The organism is Bradyrhizobium sp. (assembly GCF_004799405.1).
Classification (GTDB): Bacteria; Pseudomonadota; Alphaproteobacteria; order Rhizobiales; family Xanthobacteraceae; genus Bradyrhizobium.
On sequence record NZ_SSMW01000110.1, the window covers coordinates 14,823 to 32,504 of the forward strand.

The following is a 17,682-nucleotide window of genomic DNA, read 5'->3' on the forward strand; positions in this document are numbered from 1 at the left end:
CCGATCCCTGCTTATTTCTAAATCGGTATGCTGCTTAGCTAGGCAACACATAAAGAAATGGCTTTGGACAGCGCTGGCGACACCTCATTACTCCTTGGAAGCGCGGATGTTCCGCCGGTATTTGAACAAAATGCCACCGGACGCTCGCCATTCCTGCTCACTTGCGACCATTACGGCCGGCTGATCCCCAAGGCCCTCGGCGATCTCGGACTGCCGGCTGCCGAGTTCACCCGGCATATCGCCTGGGATATAGGCATCGGCGGCGTCGCCGAAAGGCTGGCAGCGCATCTCGATGCGCACCTAGTCGCGCAGCGTTATTCGCGGCTGGTGATCGACTGCAACCGTCCGCCCGGCGCACCCAGTTCGATCCCGCGCGTCAGCGAGGCCACCACCATCAGGGGCAATCAAGGTCTCGCGCCGGAGGCGGTCGAGGCGCGGCGCCGGCAGATCTTCGAGCCCTATCATCGCCGCATCGACGAGGTCATCGACCGGCGCCGGCGCGACGGCGCTGCGACCGTGCTGGTGTCGCTGCATAGTTTCACGCCGGTCTATGCCGGGATCGCCCGTCCCTGGCATATCGGCACGCTCTACCATCGCGACACCAGGCTGCCGCCGCTGTTGCTCGGGCTATTGCGCGGTGAACCTGATCTGGTGGTCGGCGACAACGAGCCTTATGCGGTGAGCGACGAGACCGACTACACCATTCCGGTGCACGGCGAAGCGCGCGGGTTGATGAACACCGGGATCGAAATCCGCCAGGACCTGATCGCCGACCAGGCCGGGCAACGGCAATGGGCGGAACGGCTGGCGCGGATTTTCGCCGAGATCGAAGCGACGCTGCGCGCGCGGCGGCTGATTTAACGTCGTTCCCTCCCCCTTGTGGGGGAGGGTTAGGGAGAGGGGTAGCAACAAGCACCGCCCTCGCGGCTGACCCCTCTCCCCGGCCCTCCCCCACAAGGGGGGAGGGAGCCGACTCTTTTTATGCCGTGCCTGATTTCTCTTTCATCGCGCACGCGTCAGCGCCAGCCAGACACCGCCGCCGATCATGAAGCCGCCGGAAATGCGCGACAACAGTCTCGTCCGCCGCGCCGAGAAGAAGCGCCGGGCACGGCCGGCCAACAGCGCATAAACGGCATCGGTCATGCCCGCGATCACCATGAAAGTAATCCCGAGCAGCGTCACTTGCGAGAAATGATCCCTGCTCATGTCCATGAACTGTGGAATGAAGGCGCCGAAGAATACCAGCACCTTGGGATTGCTAAGCAGCACCAGGAATCCCTGCAGGAAGAACCCGCCGCGCGGCGGCGCTGGCGGCGATTCCGCATTGACGCCCTCGACCGGGAAACGAACCAGCTTGATGCCGAGCCAGACCAGATAGGCGGCGCCGGCAAACCGCACCCAGTCGAACCAGTAGCCCATGGTCGCCATCAGCGACGTCAGCCCGACCGCGACAATGCCGATCACGATGGTCAATCCCGCCTGCACGCCCGCGATATTGGTCAGCGCCGCGCGGGTGCCATAGCGCAGACCATTGGCGATCACCAATGTCACCACCGGACCCGGCAGCAGCGCCAGCGCGATGCAGGCGGCGACAAAAGCGAGATAGAGATTGAGGGACATCGGCGGGACTCGTGATAAGAGTTAAAGGAAAACAGAGTATGCATCAAATGCAGCACGCGAGAAGCTGCCTTCTTCACCCTCGCCCCGCTCTTCGCGGGGAGAGGGTTGGGGTGCTGGGCTTCTCTCAACAGGCGGACTCGCGGAGAGTCCCCCCTCACCCGAAATTCGCTCTCGCGAATTTCGACCTCTCCCCGCATCCGCCTTCGCCCGAAGGCGGGCTTCGGCGGACAAGAGCGGGGCGAGGTAAGAGAGTCACCGCCCATCCATCGCTGCCGTCATCCACTGCTGCATGTGGCTGGAGGCCAGGAAATCCAGCGCCGCGCGCTGAACCACCGATGCCTCTCCATTGCCCTGGGCCGCCGCAACCAGCAGGTCGCAGCGGTGCGACACCGCGATGCCGACGGCGGCATGGCGGGAGCCGTCGGGCATGTCGAGATGGTAGCTGCGCAATCGCCCGGACATGTCGGCGAACCGGATCTTGTGGCCGGCCTGCAGCGGAGCGAAGCGATCGCTGATCAGGTCGAGATCGGCGACGCGGTCAACTTCGTCGTCATCGGCAACGCCGCCGTCGCAATTGCAGAAGCCGATCTTCGGCCGCACGTAAAGCTCGACCTCGTCACCGCAGGAGGCCGCGCCGCACCGGAACGCGCGCCCGGCGGGCCAGCCGTCGCGCGGAAACGGCCAGGTGATTTCGTTCCAGCCTTCGATATCCGGCCGCGCATGCCGGTAGCCGACCGCGCCGGTCAGGGCAACGATCGCAACGGCACACGCGATCAGCAATCGCTTACGCATTGTCGTCCCCAAACATCACCGCAGGAGGCATCACGGCAGCCCAGCGACGGCGCGCGCCGGACCGGTCAGTTCCAGGATATGCAGGCCGGTGTTGGCGCGATCGACGATGTAGATGTAGCCGCGCTCGTCGGTTTCGACATTGTTGGTCTGGGTCGCGACCTTGCAGCGGTCCTTGCCGTCGACGGTGACGCAGCGCTTGTCGGTCGCAGCCGTGATCGACGGAATGAAGTAACCGACTTCGGTCGGATGATAGGGATCGCGAATGTCGAGCGCGCGGACGCCGGCATTGAAGAAGGCGATGAACGCCATCTTCTTGTAAAACACCGGCGCCATGCTTTCGTTGGAGGAATGCGAGCCAAACCGCCCGCCCCGCTCGCAGAACGCGCCGCCGCCCTCCGGCACGGTATAGCTCGAAATCATCATCGGGCGGTTCTCGACCGTGACGTCGGCGAACCACACCATCTGGCGCGGCTCGGCGCATTCGTTGAGGATCGCCTCGTCGACGATCATCACGATGTCGCGGGTCTTGCCATCCTTGTCGCGAGCGAATTCGGTAATCGGCATTTTGAGCATCGGAAAGGTGGTGTGGGCGCCGTTGAAGGCCGACATCGCAAGCCGCGAGATTTCCGGAAAGCGAAGATTATCCGGCGTCGGCTCCTTCGGTCCGTTGATCAGTTTGTCGCGGTCGACGATCTGTAGGACACCGCCCTTGTCGGTGCCATAGCCAAAATAAACGCGGTTGCCTTCCGGCCCGGTCGAGATCGGCCCGTGCAACTCGGTCGGCACCGCGCCGGTTGAGCCCGGCTCCTGGCCGGGAAGACCGAAATCCCTGATCTTCATGGGGTGGGCGGGATCGCTGAGATCGTAGACTTGCGTCATGCGGCGGGTGCGCCAGTCCGGTGCGCCCGACACCAGGAAGGCAATGCCGGTTTCGCATTCCCACCAGCTCTTGTGGGTGTCCTTCAGGCCGCCGAGCCGGGTGATCAGCACTGGACTAGCTGGATCGGCGACGTTCCAGATTTCATGGGCCTCGCTGCCGAAGGTGCGCAGCAGGTAGACCGCGTTGCGATCACCCTTGGGCAGCGCGCTGCCGTCGCAGACCCGCACCATCTGGGCGCCGCCGGCCTCGTATTTTCCTTGCTGACCGGGAATGTGGTGCAGGTATTTCGGGTGCGCAGGATCGGTGACGTCGACGATCGAGGTGCCGTTCGGCTCGGCCTTGCCGGTGATCGGATTGACCGGATCGGGAATGGCGTCGGTGCCGCCGTGATGTCCGATATAGGCGATCCAACGGTCGCCCTGATGGTGGATGGTCGGCTGATAGGCGCTGCGCGCCTGCAGGTCGTTGGCGCCGACCAACTTCATGTTGGAAGCCTCGGGCGGCGCGCCGATCGCTTGCTGCTGGGCGTAAGCGGCGGAGCCGCAGCCAACCACAACCATCGACGCCGTCAACAAGGCTGGCGATAAAAGCCGGTCAATCATGTTTCACCCACCCAAAACTGTTCAGAACCAGTCTTCGCTGGCTGACCGCGACGATATCACGCCCGACCGCGTGGTGAAGACACGCTCTTGACATGCAACCATTTGGTTGCCTATCATGCCGGCCATGGATGAGGTCTTCAAAGCGCTGGCCGATGCTTCGAGGCGGTCGCTGCTGGACAGGCTTCATGCCCGGAACGGACAGACCCTGAACGATCTCTGCGACGGCCTTGCCATGACCCGGCAGGCCGTGACCAAGCACCTTGCGATTCTCGAGGCCGCCAACCTCGTTACCACCTTCAGGCATGGCCGCGAGAAGCTGCATTATCTCAACCCGGTGCCGATCCACCAGATCGGCGAGCGGTGGATCAGGAAATTCGAGCGCGGCAAGCTCACCGCGCTCAGCGAATTGAAACGTCAACTGGAGAAGCGCGATGAGTAAACCGGAGTTCATCTACGTCAGCTATATCGAGACCACGCCGGAAAAACTCTGGCATGCCTTGACCGACGGCAATTTCACCGAACGCTACTGGTTCGGCGCCCGGCTCAGGTCGGACTGGAAGGTGGGCTCGTCGTTCGAGATGGTGCGAAGCGATGGCACCGTTTCCGATGCCGGCAAGGTCGTCGAATGCGACCCGCCGCGGCGGCTGGCCTATACATTCGTGAACCAATCGGACAAATACAAGAACGAATTGCCGGCGCTCGCGACGTTCGAACTCGAGCCCTATGGCAAGCTCGTCAAGCTGACGCTGACGTATCAAGGCTTCGCCGAGGGCAGCAAGTTCTTCGATGGCATCTCCAAGGGTTGGCCCGCCATCCTGTCCAGCCTCAAGAGCATCCTTGAAACCGGACGGCCACTTGAAATCCCATACGCCGCACTGAAACTGGATAGCTGAGAACGTGATGAACACCGACAATTTCAAGCCCGCTATCGTCTACACCATCTACATCGCGTCCACGCCGCAGAAGGTGTGGCAGGCGCTGACGTCATCAGAGTTCAGCCGGAATATTTCTTCGGCTTCGCGGTGGAGGCGGATTTAAGGGTCGGCGGCGCCTTCATCGTCCGCGCGCCGGATGGTTCCGTCCACATCGACGGCGAAGTGATCGAGTGCGAACCGCCGCGCAAACTCTCGGTCACCTGGAATGTGAACTGGCCAGGCTTGATCGAAAAGCTTGGGCCTACGCTGGTCACCTACGACATCGAACCCGCCGGCGACGCCGTCCGCCTCACCATGACCGAGGCGCACGACCGGCCGATCGACGACGACATCCTGTCCGGCGGCCGCCAGGGCTGGCCCGCGATCCTCTCAAGCCTGAAGAGCCTGCTAGAGACCGGCGACGTTCTGGTCGTCAAGATGGCCCCGCCGCAGCGCATGCTGGAAGCGTTGAAGCGGCTGGGGGTCGAGACACCTGCGTGAGCTGTCGTCCCTGCGAACGCCGTCCCTGCAACTCCCTCGCCCCGCCCTTGCGGGGGAGAGGGTTGGGGTGAGGGGGCTTTCTCAACCCGCGGACTCGCTGAGAGTCCCCTCACCCGAAATTCGCTGTCGCGAATTCCGACCTCTCCCCGCATCCGCCTTCGCCCGAAGGCGGGCTTCGGCGGACAAGAGCGGGGCGAGGTAAGAAAAGTCACCCCAGCGCGCGCAACTCCCGCCGCAGCACCTTGCCCGTCGCCGTCATCGGCAGCGTCTCGGTGAACTGCACCACCCGCGGATATTCATGCGCGGCGAGTTGCACTTTCACGAAATCCTGGATCTCGCGCGCCAGCGCGTCGTCGGGCGCAAAGCCCGGCCGCAGCACGATCCAGGCCTTGATCGATTCGGTGCGGATGGCGTCGGGAATTCCGACCACCGCCGACATCGCCACCGCCGGATGCTTCATCAGCGTGTGCTCGATTTCCGACGGACCGACGCGATAGCCGGCGGTGGTGATCACGTCGTCCTCGCGGCTGACATACCAGAAATAGCCGTCGGCATCCTGCACGCCGAGATCGCCGGTCAGCAGGAATCCGCCGGCATATTTCTTCGCCGTGGCTTCCGGATTGCGCCAGTATTCGAGCATGGTGCAGGGATTGGGCTGGCGCACGCCGATGATGCCGCGGCTTCCCCGCGGCAGTTCCTCGCCGTGCTCGTCGACAATCCGCACGTCGAAGCCGGGTGTCGCCTTGCCCATCGAACCCGGACGGATCGGAAACAGTTTTGCGTTGCTGCCGACCACCAGATTGCACTCGGTCTGGCCATAGACCTCATGGGCCTCGATGCCGAAGGTCTCGCGGACCCAATCGAGCAACTCGCCGCCGAGCGATTCGCCGCCGGTGAAGATGCTGCGCAGCTTGACGCCGGAATGCCTGACGCCGGCCAGCCGCATCAGTTTCAGCGCCGTCGGCGGCAGGAACACGTTGCGGATGGCATGATCGGCCATCATCTGCATGGCCGCCTGCGGCTCAAATTTCCGCGCGCGATGCCCGACCACCGGCACGCCGTGATACCAGCCCGCCAACAGCACGTTGATCAGCCCGCCGATCCAGGCCCAATCGGCCGGCGTCCACAGGAGGTCGCCGGGCCTGGGCAGGAAGTCGTGACACATCTCGACATTCGGCATGTGTCCGAGCACGACGCGATGCCCATGCAAGGCGCCCTTCGGATTGCCCGTGGTGCCCGAGGTGTAGATGATCATCGCGGGATCGTCGGCCGCGGTGTCGACGGTGGTAAACTCGGCCGATGCGGCCTTGAGCGACGGCCAGAACGGCCTGGTGCCGGGATGTTCGCCATCGCCGATCACATAGATATTCGCAAGCTCCGGTAGCCGGTCGCGGATTTTCGCCAGCTTCTGGTATCCACCCTCGTCGGTGACGATGGCCCGCGCGCCCGAATTCGCCAGGCGAAATTCCAGCGCATCCTCGCCGAACAAGGCGAACAGCGGAATCGACACCATGCCGGAACGAAACGCCGCCATATGGGCGATCGGCAGTTCCAGCGATTGCGACAGGAACACCGCGACGCGGTCGCCACGCTTGAGACCGTCGGCCTTCAGCACATTGGCAAAGCGCCGCGACATCTCGCTGACGGCATCGAACGAGGTACGCGATGCGGCGCCGTCTTCGTCGATATAGATCAGCGCGAGGCGGTTGGAGCCGTCGGCATGGCGGTCGCAACAGGCGGTCGCGAGATTGAACCGCTCGGGAATTTCCCAGCGGAAGTCGCGATAGAGTTTCTCATAGTCGGTGGTTTCGGTGAGCATGAAAGCGAAGCTCTCTCTTTATTCACCTCTCCCCGTTCTTCACGGGGAGAGGTCGCGAACGTAGCGAGCGGGTGAGGGGCTCGTCACCACAAGCACGATAGTCGCGGAGAGTCCCCCTCCCCGAAGCCTGCGCTCCGCTTCGGCTTCGACCTCTCCCCGCAAGCGGGGCGAGGTTAAGAAGAAAGCGCCGCCTTCACCAACCCACTGGCCTTGCCGAAATCCATCTGCCCGGAATATTTCGCCTTCAGCACGCCAATCACCTTGCCCATGTCCTTCATGCCGGCAGCACCGGTCTCGGCGATTGCCGCCGCAATGGCGGCCTTCACGTCGGCTTCCGACATTTGTTTGGGCAGATAGGCGGAGATGATCGCGATCTCCTCGCGCTCCTGCGCGGCGAGTTCGGCGCGGCCGCCCTTGTCGTAGAGCTCGACGGATTCCTGGCGCTGCTTGATCATTTTCTGGAATACGCCGAGCAGATCCGCATCCGACAGCGGCGGCTTGCCTTCGCCGCGCGCGGCGATGTCGGCGTTCTTGATGGTCGAATTGACCATGCGCAGCGTCGAGAGCTTGCGCTCGTCCTTGGCCCGCATCGCGTCCTTTACGGCATTATTGATGTCGTCGCGCAGCATCTTCGGTCCTCTCCTGGAGCCCCTGATCTAGGCGGTTCGCGGCCCGGAAACAACTAGATCCGCAGCCATTCGACCAGGGCGGCCGCGACCGCTTCCGGTTGCTCGATCTGCGAAAGGTGGCCGCAATCGGGAATGGTCACGAGTTTCGCGCCCGGAATTCCACCGGCCATTTCGGGCGATAGGCTGTTGGAAACGGTATTGTCCTGATCGCTGGTCAGGACCAGCGTCGGACATGAAATCACCGACAGCGTCGGGCGCGAATCAGCGCGGCTCATGATTGCGGTCAGCTGCCGTATGAAGGCCTCGGGACCGATATCGTCCCCCATTTCGCGGACGACCTTTTTCAACGCGGCATCATCGCGCCGCGATGGATGCACAAATCCGGGATACAGCGCGTCGATTCCGGCGCTGAAACCGCCGGCCTCAATTCTCTTGATCATGCCGCGGCGGCGCTCGATCGCCTCCGGCGTGTCCGGCCGCGCCTGGGTATTGAGCAGCGCCAGCTTTGCCACCCGATCCGGCGCCTGGCGCATGATCTCGAACGCGATGTAGCCGCCCATCGAGTGGCCGGCGAGCGCAAAACGCGGCGGCGCTTCGGCCAGAATCCGGCGCGCGATCGCACCCATGCTGTCGTCGCGGATGTGGTTGGCCACCGTCACCGGGCCGAATTGCCACAATGCCGGGATCACCGGCGCGTAAATTCGGGGCGAGCCGCCGAGGCCCGGAATCAGCAAAATCGGCATCGTATTGTCCATGCGGCCCCCGGCGTTCGTCATGTCCGGCCATAGTAGTCTGCTTTGCGCAGACTGCGTAAACTTGTCTGCGATGCCGGACATCCATGTCTTGCTTTCCCTTATAGCAACAAGACGTGGATGGCCGGCAAGCGTAGGCGACGCCGTCCTTCGGACGGCTATGCCCGGCCATGACGAAAGAAAGTTCATAAAATACCCGCAAACAGCATGTGAATCCGCGTTTTCCGGCTTTGACGCGAGCGGATGCGGCGACTATGTAATGCGCTCATGACATCAACCGAAAACGCGTCTGCCTGGCCGGATCACAACCCGACCGCGCTGCTTGTGCTCGCCGACGGCACCGTGCTGGAGGGTTTTGGCCTCGGCGCCGAAGGCCAGGCGGTCGGTGAAGTCTGCTTCAACACCGCGATGACCGGCTACGAGGAGATCCTCACCGATCCGTCCTATGCCGGGCAGCTCATCACCTTCACCTTCCCGCACATCGGCAATGTCGGCACCAACGACGAAGATATCGAGACCGTGAACATGGCGGCGACGCCGGGCGCGCGCGGCGTGATCCTGCGCGCCGGCATCACCGATCCGTCGAGCTACCGCGCCACACGGCACCTCGACCAATGGCTGAAGGCGCGTGGCATCATCGGCCTTTCCGGCATCGACACCAGGGCGCTGACCGCGCTGATCCGCAGCAAGGGCATGCCGAACGCGGTGATTGCGCATGCCCGGGACGGCCTGTTCGACCTGCAGGATCTGAAGGAAGAGGCGCGCAAATGGCCGGGCCTCGAAGGCATGGACCTGGTGCCGATGGTCACTTCGGCCCAGCGCTTCACCTGGGACGAAACGCCGTGGGCGTGGGAAAAAGGCTTTGGGCGGCAGACCGCGCCCGAATTCAACGTCGTCGCCATCGACTACGGCATCAAGCGCAACATCCTGCGGCTATTGGCCGGTGAAGGCTGCAGGATCACCGTGGTGCCGGCGACCACATCGGCCGAAGACATCCTGGCGATGAAGCCCGACGGCGTGTTCCTTTCCAACGGCCCCGGCGACCCCGCCGAGACCGGCAAATATGCCGTACCGGTGATCCAGAAAGTGATTTCGTCGGGAACGCCGACTTTCGGGATCTGCCTCGGCCACCAGATGCTGGGCCTCGCCGTCGGCGCCAAAACCAAGAAGATGCATCAGGGCCATCATGGCGCCAATCATCCGGTCCGCGACGAGACCACCGGCAAGGTGGAAATCACTTCGATGAACCACGGTTTTGCGGTGGATCAGGCGACCTTGCCGAAGGGCGCGACGCAGACCCATGTCTCGCTGTTCGACGGTTCCAATTGCGGCATCGCGCTCGACGGCAAACCGGTGTTCTCGGTGCAGTATCACCCCGAAGCCTCCCCCGGCCCGCGCGACTCGCATTACCTGTTCAAGCGCTTCGCCGACTTGATGCGGGCGAACAAGGCCTCGTAAAATTCTCCGGCGTCACCCCCAGCCGTCATTCTGAGGTGCGAGCCTTTGCGGCGAGCCTCGAAGGATGGATGCGACAAAAGGTACCTGCGGCCCATCCTTCGAGGCGCGCAAGGGCGCGCACCTCAGGACGACGGTAGTGTGTTCTGAAACATTCCGTTCTGAAAATACTGGTACGATGCCAGCTCGTTTAGTATGATGACCATCATCATACTGCGGAAGTAACCCGATGCACGATACAACCCCCGCTCCCGAATTCGGCGTCACCCCGACCGAGATCATGGCCTCGATGCCCGGCATCGATTTCGTCCGCGCCATCTTCTCGGGCAAACTGCCGGAGCCGCCGATCATGCAGACGGTCGAGCCGTTCGACTGCACGGCGGAGCCCGGCGTCGTGGTGATCCACAGTGTGCCGGGCTTCCGGCACTACAATCCGATCGGCTCGCTCCATGGCGGCTATGCCGCGATCCTGCTGGATTCAGCGATGGGGCTTGCCGTACATTCGATGCTGCCGGCGGGAACCGGCTATACCACGCTCGAATTCAAGATCAGTTTCATCAGGGGCATGAACCAGGATACCGGCCCGGTCCGCAGCGAAGGCCGCACGCTGAGCGTCGGACGCCGCGCCGCCACCGCGGAAGCGCGCATCACCGACGCCAAGGGCCGCCTGCTGGCGCACGCCACCACGACCTGTCTGGTGTTCGAGTTTCCCAGCGAAAATAAAAAGGGAACGTGAACCCGCGATATAAGTTCAATCCGCAACTTTCTTGCGCGAGGAAGATCATCATGTCCGTTGTCGACACCGATATCGAACCCCTCACCTTCGTCTTCAAGGACGACGGCCTCGTACCCAACAATCCGCTGCCGTTCGTGGTCTACAAAAAGGCGATCGACCTCGCCAACGCGCATCCCGAAAGAACCATCGAGGGATTGTTCGGCGCCAATGGCTGGGGCCAGATGTGGCGCAACGGCGTCTACGACTATCTGCATTACCATGCGACGGTGCACGAGGCGCTCGGCATCGCCCGCGGCCATGCGCAGGTGCGTTTCGGCGGCGACCACGGCCGGGAGATCGAGATCGCAGCCGGCGACGTCGCGATCCTGCCCGCGGGGACCGGGCATCAATGCCTGTCCGCGAGCAAGGACTTCTCCGTCGTCGGCGCCTATCCGCCGGGACCGCAAATGCACGTCACGCTGCCGACGCCGGAAAATCACGCCAAGGCACTAAAGACAATTCCGGAAGTGAAACGGCCGAACACCGATCCGGTGCGCGGCGCGGACGGCCCGCTGGTCCGGCTGTGGAAGCGAGCCTAATCGTCGAAGATGCCCGGACCGGCTCCGCCGGCTCCGAACATTCGCCGGCACTGGCCGATCCACATCATGACGACGCAGACATCGAGGATAATGGCGAAGACGCCGAACGCGGCGCGTCCCATCAGTTCGCCCGGAACGAACCCGACGCCATTGATACTGCCGCTGAACTGACGCTCGCCGGGGCCGAAGGCCACCCAGTCGAAGACGATCGCCAGGCCGGTGATGGTGAGCGCTCCCAGCAGGTTCTTGGCTCCGGTGTATTGCGGTGGCAGGCAGATCAGCACTCCGGGAAATACAAATATCAGCCCGAAAAGCACCGCCATCAGACTCTCGCCGGTGAATTTACCGGTCTGGACCGCCGCAACGATCGCAGGTCCGGTCATCGCCAGACCCAACGCGGCTGTGGCAATCCCCAGCGCGAGTCTTGCGTGCTGAGCGCCATTGGCCGACGGCGGCGCGCGTGCCGCGCGTGCTCTCAGGTATTTGGCCAGCGCCAGAAAGCCGACCGAGGCGATCGCGAAACCTGCCAACAGGATGCGATCGGTGCGCGTTCGGTCGGGTGACAGTTCGGCGGATGCAACGACCGCGCGATTTTCCCGGGATGGGTCGTAGCGAATGTCGATCCGGCTGCCCCTCGGTTGCTGCTCCTCCGCAGCCTGCAACTTCGCGGCATCGGTTTCCGAAAACACCGTGCGCGATGTCAGCGTCGCCGTCCGCGTGACGCCGCCCACCTCGTAGTGTACGCGGGTCCGGAGATTCCACAGCGATCCGCCGTTCTGCTTCCCGCGCGCCGCCGCGATGATCTCCGCGCGGTCGACGACCGCCGATGTCACCGGCCAGCGCGCCTGCGTGGCCTCGTCATGCCAGTCGAACAGCGTAACGCTGCCGGCGAAAACCGCACAAACCCCGGTAAACAGGCCGAACAGCCCGGCAAGGCCGTACGCCAGCGTCGGCTGCGCAGGGCGCGCAATGCTCAAATCCGTCATGACGTTTTCGATCGGGTGCTTCGGATCAGCGTTCCTCTTACGCGCGGACTTTTAAAGCCCGATTCCGATTTACATGCGCATTCGATCGGCCCGCTTGATGCGGGATTAACCAAGTGACCGGATTGATCGGTCGCTTGCGCTCTCCCTACGCCTCGTTGCCGCCTTCCTGGCGGGTGGCTTCGAACAGGAACCAGGTGCGGCGCTCGGTCTCGTCGATGAAGGTCTCGAGCAGCCCGGCGCTGCCGGAATCCTCGTGATCGTCGCACAGCTTGTGGGCTTTGCGCATCGCCGCCGCCATGTGCTTGTTGTCTTCCATCAACTCGCGCAGCATGTCGCGCGGCGGCACATAGCTCTCGTCGTTGTCCTTGATGGTCTGCAACTTCCCGATCTGCCCGATCGAGCGCAGCGTGACGCCGCCGAGCTTGCGCACCCGTTCGGCGAGTTGGTCGGTGGTCGCGAAAATATCCTCGGATTGCTGGTCGAGCATCAGATGATAGTCGCGGAAATGCCGGCCGCTGACGTGCCAGTGAAAATTCTTGGTTTTGACGTACAGCGCGAAGGCGTCGGCCAAGAGCGTGTTGAGCGATGCCGAAATCTTCTCTACCGCGGCCTGCGGCATATCGGTCGGGGTATCGAGATCGGGAGAAACTTTGTCAGACCTGGCTTTGCTCACGATGAACCTTCCTGTTAGGAACCGGACGATGGCGGCAATGGACATCGCGCGCCGGACAATCTAACGCATCATCTATCCCCCGGTTCCATCGCTGGAACCCCTGTTTACCGGGCTTTTGTGACCATGGACGACTGGATCGATTATTACGATTCCACGCATACGATCTATGCGAGCAAGCTGCATCGCGACCTGCATTTCCAGGTCATCGCCCGGGACATCATCGGCTACATCTCCTCGCCGGACGCGGTGGTACTGGATTATGCCTGCGGCGAAGCCCTGTCGGCAACGCGGGTGGCCGAGGCCTGCGGCAAGCTGTACCTCGCCGAACCGGCACCCGGCGTGCGCGGCCGGCTGATCGCGCGGTTTGCGCCCGACACCAGGATCCGGGTGCGCTCGCTGGAAGACCTGCGCAAGATGGACGAAAAGTCGATCGATCTCGTGATCATGAACTCGGTCGCGCAATATATGACACCGGCCGGACTCGACGATGCCTTCGCGGTGATCCGACGGCTGTTGAAGCCGGGCGGCCGGCTGGTTCTGGGCGATATATTGCGTCCGGAGGTCGGCATGGGCAGGGACGTATTCGCTTTGTTGCGCTTTGCGGCGACCCACGGCTTCCTGAAAGACGCCCTGATCGGACTGGTCTCCACCGCACTGTCGGACTACCGGCACTTGCGCAACCGCATCGGCCTGCAGCGCTACAGCGAAGCGGAGATGGTGGCAAAACTTGCGGCAAACGGATTTACCGCCTCGCGCGCGCATTTCAACATCGGGCACAATCCGTGGCGAATGACCTTCGTCGCCCGGCATGCCTTCTGACCCGCCTTCGCTCTGCGAGCTTCGGCGGGGCAAGCCCGCGGCCGGGCCGAGCAGGATCCTCGTCGGTGGGCTCGCCCAGCCGAAGCTGCGAAGCAGCGAGGCCGGTTAGGGTTAACCGCGGCTAGACGTGGCCGGCCGAGACCCGATCGGCAATGATCGGCGCGGCCCGGTGGCGGAAAGGCGTCGACGCGAGAGCAATGCATCGCTCTTTATCCTGGTTCAATTCCAGGCCGGGCCTCCAGCCTTTGGTGCTGCGCAGCTAAGGCTGGGCAAGTCGTGTTCCAGCGGGCCTGCCCCGCCGAAGCTCGCCGAGAGAAGTCGGGAAATTGCCGGTTGATGGGGGCTTTAAGGGCCTTTCGCGGTTGCGGAATCTGGTCTAAAGACCACCCGCGCGCGAGGGTGACCTGGCGCTTGAGGCTTAGGGGACGCGCGGTATGCGCGCCCTTTTTTTGTGCCCAATTCCCTGCCCGTGAGACTTGATGCCCAAAAGAACCGATATCTCCACCATCCTGATCATTGGCGCCGGCCCGATCGTGATCGGACAGGCCTGCGAATTCGATTATTCCGGCACCCAGGCGGTCAAGACGCTGAAGGCCGAGGGCTACCGCATCGTGCTGGTCAATTCCAATCCGGCCACGATCATGACCGATCCGGAACTGGCTGACGCCACCTATATCGAGCCGATCACGCCGGAAATCGTCGCCAAGATCATCGAGAAGGAGCGCTACGTTGTTCCCGGCGGCTTCGCGCTGCTGCCCACCATGGGCGGGCAGACCGCGCTCAACTGTGCGCTGAGCCTGCGCAAGCAGGGCACGCTGGCCAAATTCGACGTCGAGATGATCGGCGCCACCGCCGATGCCATCGACAAGGCGGAGGATCGCGGCCGCTTCCGCGAGGCCATGACCCGGATCGGCCTCGAGACGCCGCGCTCGATCCAGACCAAGAATCTGCCGGACTCGCTGCGGGCGCTCGACGACATCGGCCTGCCCGCGATCATCCGGCCGTCCTTCACCATGGGCGGCACCGGCGGCGGCATCGCCTACACCAAGGCCGAGTTCATCGAGATCGTCGAGCGCGGCATCGACGCCTCCCCCACCGACGAAATCCTGATCGAGGAATCGGTTTTGGGATGGAAAGAGTTCGAGATGGAGGTGGTGCGCGACAAGAAGGACAATTGCATCATCATCTGCTCGATCGAGAACCTCGATCCGATGGGCGTGCATACCGGCGATTCCATTACCATCGCACCGGCGCTGACGCTGACCGACAAAGAGTATCAGATCATGCGCGACGCCTCGCTGGCGGTGCTGCGCGAGATCGGGGTCGAGACCGGCGGCTCCAATGTGCAGTTCGGCGTCAATCCTGCCGACGGGCGCATGGTCGTGATCGAAATGAATCCGCGAGTGTCGCGCTCCTCGGCGCTGGCCTCCAAGGCCACCGGCTTTCCGATCGCCAAAGTCGCCGCCAAGCTTGCCGTCGGCTACACCCTCGATGAAATCGCCAACGACATCACCGGCGGCGCCACGCCGGCCTCGTTCGAGCCGACCATCGATTACGTCGTCACCAAGATTCCGCGGTTTGCCTTCGAGAAATTTCCCGGTGCCTCGACCACGCTGACCACGTCGATGAAGTCGGTCGGCGAAGTGATGGCGATCGGCCGCACCTTCCAGGAGAGCCTGCAAAAGGCGCTGCGCGGCCTCGAGACCGGCCTGACCGGCCTCGACGAAATCGAGATCGAGGGCCTCGGCCGCAGCGACGACAAGAACGCGATCCGCGCCGCCCTGGGCACGCCGACGCCGGACCGTCTGTTGCAGGTCGCGCAGGCGATGCGGCTCGGCTGGAGCAACGAAGAAATCTTCACCTCCTGCAAGATCGACCCGTGGTTCCTGGCGGAGCTGCGCGGCATCGTCGAGATGGAGAGCAAGATCAAGAAAAGCGGCCTGCCCGCCAACGCGTTCGGCATGCGGACCCTGAAAGCGATGGGCTTTTCCGACGCGCGGCTGGCGGTGCTGTCCGAGACTACCGAAGCCGAAGTGACCGCTGCGCGCCATGCGCTCGGGGTTCGCCCGGTGTTCAAACGCATCGACACCTGTGCGGCGGAGTTCGCTTCTCCAACCGCCTACATGTATTCGACCTACGAATCGCCGTTCGCAGGCGTGCTCGCCGACGAGAGCGCGCCATCGGCCAAGAACAAGGTGATCATCCTCGGCGGCGGGCCCAACCGGATCGGCCAGGGCATCGAGTTCGACTATTGCTGCTGCCATGCCTGCTTCGCATTGCACGACGCCGGCTATGAAACCATCATGATCAACTGCAATCCGGAAACGGTCTCGACCGACTACGACACCGCCGACCGGCTCTATTTTGAACCGCTCACCGCCGAAGACGTGCTCGAAATCATCGACACCGAAACCAGGAACGGCAAGCTGCACGGCGTCATCGTGCAGTTCGGCGGCCAGACGCCGCTCAAGCTTGCGCATGCGCTGGAGGCGGCCAACGTGCCGATCCTCGGCACGTCGCCCGACGCGATCGATCTGGCCGAAGACCGCGACCGCTTCAAGCGCGTGCTCGACCGGCTGCGGCTGAAGCAGCCGAAAAACGGCATCGCCTATTCGGTCGAGCAGGCGCGGCTGGTGGCGGCCGATCTCGGGCTGCCGCTGGTAGTGCGTCCGTCCTATGTGCTCGGCGGCCGCGCCATGCAGATCATCCGCGAGGACAACCAGCTCAGCGACTACCTACTCGGTACCTTGCCCGAGCTTGTGCCCGCCGACGTCAAGGCGCGCTATCCGAACGACAAGACCGGGCAGATCAACACCGTGCTCGGCAAGAATCCGCTGCTGTTCGACCGCTATCTGTCCGACGCCATCGAGATCGACGTCGACTGCCTGTGCGACGGCAAGGACACCTTCATCGTCGGAATCATGGAGCATATCGAGGAAGCCGGCATTCACTCCGGTGACTCCGCCTGCTCGCTGCCGCCGCATTCGCTCGACGCCCGGATGATCGGCGAACTGGAACGGCAAACCCGCGAACTGGCGCTCGGTCTCGACGTGGTCGGATTGATGAACGTGCAATACGCCATCAAGGACGGCGACATCTACGTGCTCGAAGTCAATCCGCGGGCGTCGCGCACGGTGCCGTTCGTGGCCAAGGTGATGGGCATGCCGGTGGCGAAGATTGCCGCCAGAATCATGGCCGGGGAGAAGCTAAAGGACTTCAACCTGGTCCGGCGCAAGCTCGGCCATGTCGGCGTCAAGGAATCGGTGTTTCCGTTCGCCCGCTTTCCCGGGGTCGATACCGTACTCGGTCCGGAGATGCGCTCGACCGGCGAAGTGATGGGCATCGACCGTTCGTTCGAAGTCGCATTCGCCAAGAGCCAGCTCGGCGGCGGCACCCGCGTGCCGCGCAAGGGGACGGTATTCGTATCGGTCCGCGAGAACGACAAGACCCGGATCGTGGAAGCGGTGCGGCTGTTATTTTCGCTTGGCTTCAAGGTGATGGCGACCTCGGGCACGCAGCGTTTCCTGGCCGATCACGGGGTGCCGACCGAAAAGGTAAACAAGGTGCTGGAGGGACGGCCGCATATCGTCGACGCCATCATGAATGGCGATATCCAGCTGGTCTTCAATACCACCGACGGGCCGCAGGCGCTGGCCGATAGCCGTTCGTTGCGGCGCGCTGCCCTCTTGCATAAAGTGCCATATTACACCACTCTTTCGGGTGCCGTGGCGGCCGCGCAGGGCATCCGCGCCTATCTGGGCGGGGACCTCGAGGTCCGCACGCTGCAGAGTTATTTTTCCGAAACCTGATCGTTGGGCGGGCTCAAGGGCCCGCTAACCGATTGGCAATAAAGCCGCCATGGCTGGAACTCACCAGTCATGGGGATGTTCTGTTTCGGCGTTTGTCATGAAGTTGAAGGACGAGGA

At 63.2% G+C, this 17,682-nt stretch carries 16 protein-coding genes, 1 tRNA gene and 1 pseudogene; 10 read left to right on the forward strand and 8 right to left on the reverse strand.

What is annotated here, in order from left to right:
• Nucleotides 1-57 precede the first annotated feature (57 nt).
• Nucleotides 58-861: an N-formylglutamate amidohydrolase gene (locus E7813_RS16805; protein ID WP_291575719.1), complete on the forward strand. Its 804-nt coding sequence runs from the start codon at nucleotides 58-60 to the stop codon at nucleotides 859-861.
• A 141-nt stretch (nucleotides 862-1,002) separates the two neighbouring features.
• On the opposite strand, the gene E7813_RS16810 is transcribed toward E7813_RS16805, so the two are convergent.
• The 3 genes from E7813_RS16810 to E7813_RS16820 form a co-directional block, all read right to left on the reverse strand.
• Nucleotides 1,003-1,620, reverse strand: coding sequence for a LysE family translocator (locus E7813_RS16810; protein ID WP_291575721.1), 618 nt, complete (start codon nucleotides 1,618-1,620; stop codon nucleotides 1,003-1,005).
• A gap of 252 nt (nucleotides 1,621-1,872) precedes the next feature.
• The gene (locus E7813_RS16815) at nucleotides 1,873-2,412 is read right to left on the reverse strand and encodes a hypothetical protein (RefSeq protein ID WP_291575724.1); all 540 of its coding nucleotides are present in this window, start codon (nucleotides 2,410-2,412) and stop codon (nucleotides 1,873-1,875) included.
• Nucleotides 2,413-2,442: 30 nt separating this feature from the next.
• Nucleotides 2,443-3,852, reverse strand: coding sequence for a hypothetical protein (locus E7813_RS16820; RefSeq protein ID WP_291575838.1), 1,410 nt, complete (start codon nucleotides 3,850-3,852; stop codon nucleotides 2,443-2,445).
• A 166-nt stretch (nucleotides 3,853-4,018) separates the two neighbouring features.
• Between E7813_RS16820 and E7813_RS16825 the strand changes: the two genes are divergently transcribed.
• From E7813_RS16825 to E7813_RS16835, 3 genes and pseudogenes are all read left to right on the forward strand, one after another.
• Entirely contained in the window at nucleotides 4,019-4,333 is a 315-nt protein-coding gene (locus tag E7813_RS16825) for a metalloregulator ArsR/SmtB family transcription factor (protein WP_291575727.1), read from the forward strand.
• Nucleotides 4,326-4,787, forward strand: a complete 462-nt coding sequence (locus E7813_RS16830; protein ID WP_291575730.1) for an SRPBCC family protein — start codon at nucleotides 4,326-4,328, stop codon at nucleotides 4,785-4,787. The genes E7813_RS16825 and E7813_RS16830 overlap by 8 nt, the downstream gene beginning before the upstream one ends.
• 7 nt (nucleotides 4,788-4,794) lie before the next feature.
• Nucleotides 4,795-5,309, forward strand: a pseudogene (locus E7813_RS16835) (SRPBCC family protein).
• A 208-nt stretch (nucleotides 5,310-5,517) separates the two neighbouring features.
• Here the strand turns inward: E7813_RS16835 and E7813_RS16840 are convergent.
• The 3 genes from E7813_RS16840 to E7813_RS16850 all read right to left on the reverse strand — a co-directional run bounded on the left by E7813_RS16840 (nucleotide 5,518) and on the right by E7813_RS16850 (nucleotide 8,512).
• Nucleotides 5,518-7,128 carry an acyl-CoA synthetase gene (locus E7813_RS16840; protein ID WP_291575731.1) on the reverse strand — a complete coding sequence of 537 codons (1,611 nt, stop codon included), beginning with the start codon at nucleotides 7,126-7,128 and terminating at the stop codon, nucleotides 5,518-5,520.
• 173 nt (nucleotides 7,129-7,301) lie between these two features.
• A complete protein-coding gene (locus E7813_RS16845; protein WP_291575733.1) occupies nucleotides 7,302-7,757 on the reverse strand; it encodes a GatB/YqeY domain-containing protein in 456 nt (151 codons plus the stop codon).
• A 53-nt stretch (nucleotides 7,758-7,810) separates the two neighbouring features.
• The gene (locus E7813_RS16850; protein WP_291575735.1) at nucleotides 7,811-8,512 is read right to left on the reverse strand and encodes an alpha/beta fold hydrolase; all 702 of its coding nucleotides are present in this window, start codon (nucleotides 8,510-8,512) and stop codon (nucleotides 7,811-7,813) included.
• A 264-nt stretch (nucleotides 8,513-8,776) separates the two neighbouring features.
• Here E7813_RS16850 and carA point away from each other — a divergent pair, with 264 nt between their 5' ends.
• The 3 genes from carA to E7813_RS16865 all read left to right on the forward strand — a co-directional run bounded on the left by carA (nucleotide 8,777) and on the right by E7813_RS16865 (nucleotide 11,278).
• Nucleotides 8,777-9,967 carry a glutamine-hydrolyzing carbamoyl-phosphate synthase small subunit gene (gene carA / locus E7813_RS16855; RefSeq protein ID WP_291575737.1) on the forward strand — a complete coding sequence of 397 codons (1,191 nt, stop codon included), beginning with the start codon at nucleotides 8,777-8,779 and terminating at the stop codon, nucleotides 9,965-9,967.
• A 226-nt stretch (nucleotides 9,968-10,193) separates the two neighbouring features.
• Nucleotides 10,194-10,700 (forward strand): PaaI family thioesterase, encoded by a 507-nt coding sequence (locus E7813_RS16860; protein WP_291575738.1) that lies wholly within the window; start codon nucleotides 10,194-10,196, stop codon nucleotides 10,698-10,700.
• A 50-nt stretch (nucleotides 10,701-10,750) separates the two neighbouring features.
• Nucleotides 10,751-11,278 carry a hypothetical protein gene (locus tag E7813_RS16865; RefSeq protein WP_291575740.1) on the forward strand — a complete coding sequence of 176 codons (528 nt, stop codon included), beginning with the start codon at nucleotides 10,751-10,753 and terminating at the stop codon, nucleotides 11,276-11,278.
• Here the strand turns inward: E7813_RS16865 and E7813_RS16870 are convergent.
• Nucleotides 11,275-12,264 carry a DUF3592 domain-containing protein gene (locus E7813_RS16870; RefSeq protein WP_291575742.1) on the reverse strand — a complete coding sequence of 330 codons (990 nt, stop codon included), beginning with the start codon at nucleotides 12,262-12,264 and terminating at the stop codon, nucleotides 11,275-11,277. The two genes, E7813_RS16865 and E7813_RS16870, sit on opposite strands and share 4 nt — an antisense overlap.
• 145 nt (nucleotides 12,265-12,409) lie before the next feature.
• A complete protein-coding gene (locus E7813_RS16875; protein WP_291575744.1) occupies nucleotides 12,410-12,937 on the reverse strand; it encodes a DNA starvation/stationary phase protection protein in 528 nt (175 codons plus the stop codon).
• Nucleotides 12,938-13,060: 123 nt separating this feature from the next.
• Between E7813_RS16875 and E7813_RS16880 the strand changes: the two genes are divergently transcribed.
• The 3 genes from E7813_RS16880 (at nucleotide 13,061) to carB (ending at nucleotide 17,565) form a co-directional block, all read left to right on the forward strand.
• Complete coding sequence (locus E7813_RS16880) at nucleotides 13,061-13,756, forward strand: class I SAM-dependent methyltransferase (RefSeq protein ID WP_291575746.1); 696 nt, start codon at nucleotides 13,061-13,063, stop codon at nucleotides 13,754-13,756.
• Nucleotides 13,757-13,919: 163 nt separating this feature from the next.
• Nucleotides 13,920-13,997 (forward strand) — tRNA-Ala (locus E7813_RS16885).
• 238 nt (nucleotides 13,998-14,235) lie between these two features.
• On the forward strand, nucleotides 14,236-17,565 hold the full coding sequence (gene carB / locus E7813_RS16890) for a carbamoyl-phosphate synthase large subunit (protein ID WP_291575748.1): 3,330 nt from the start codon (nucleotides 14,236-14,238) through the stop codon (nucleotides 17,563-17,565).
• The last annotated feature ends 117 nt before the right edge of the window (nucleotides 17,566-17,682 follow it).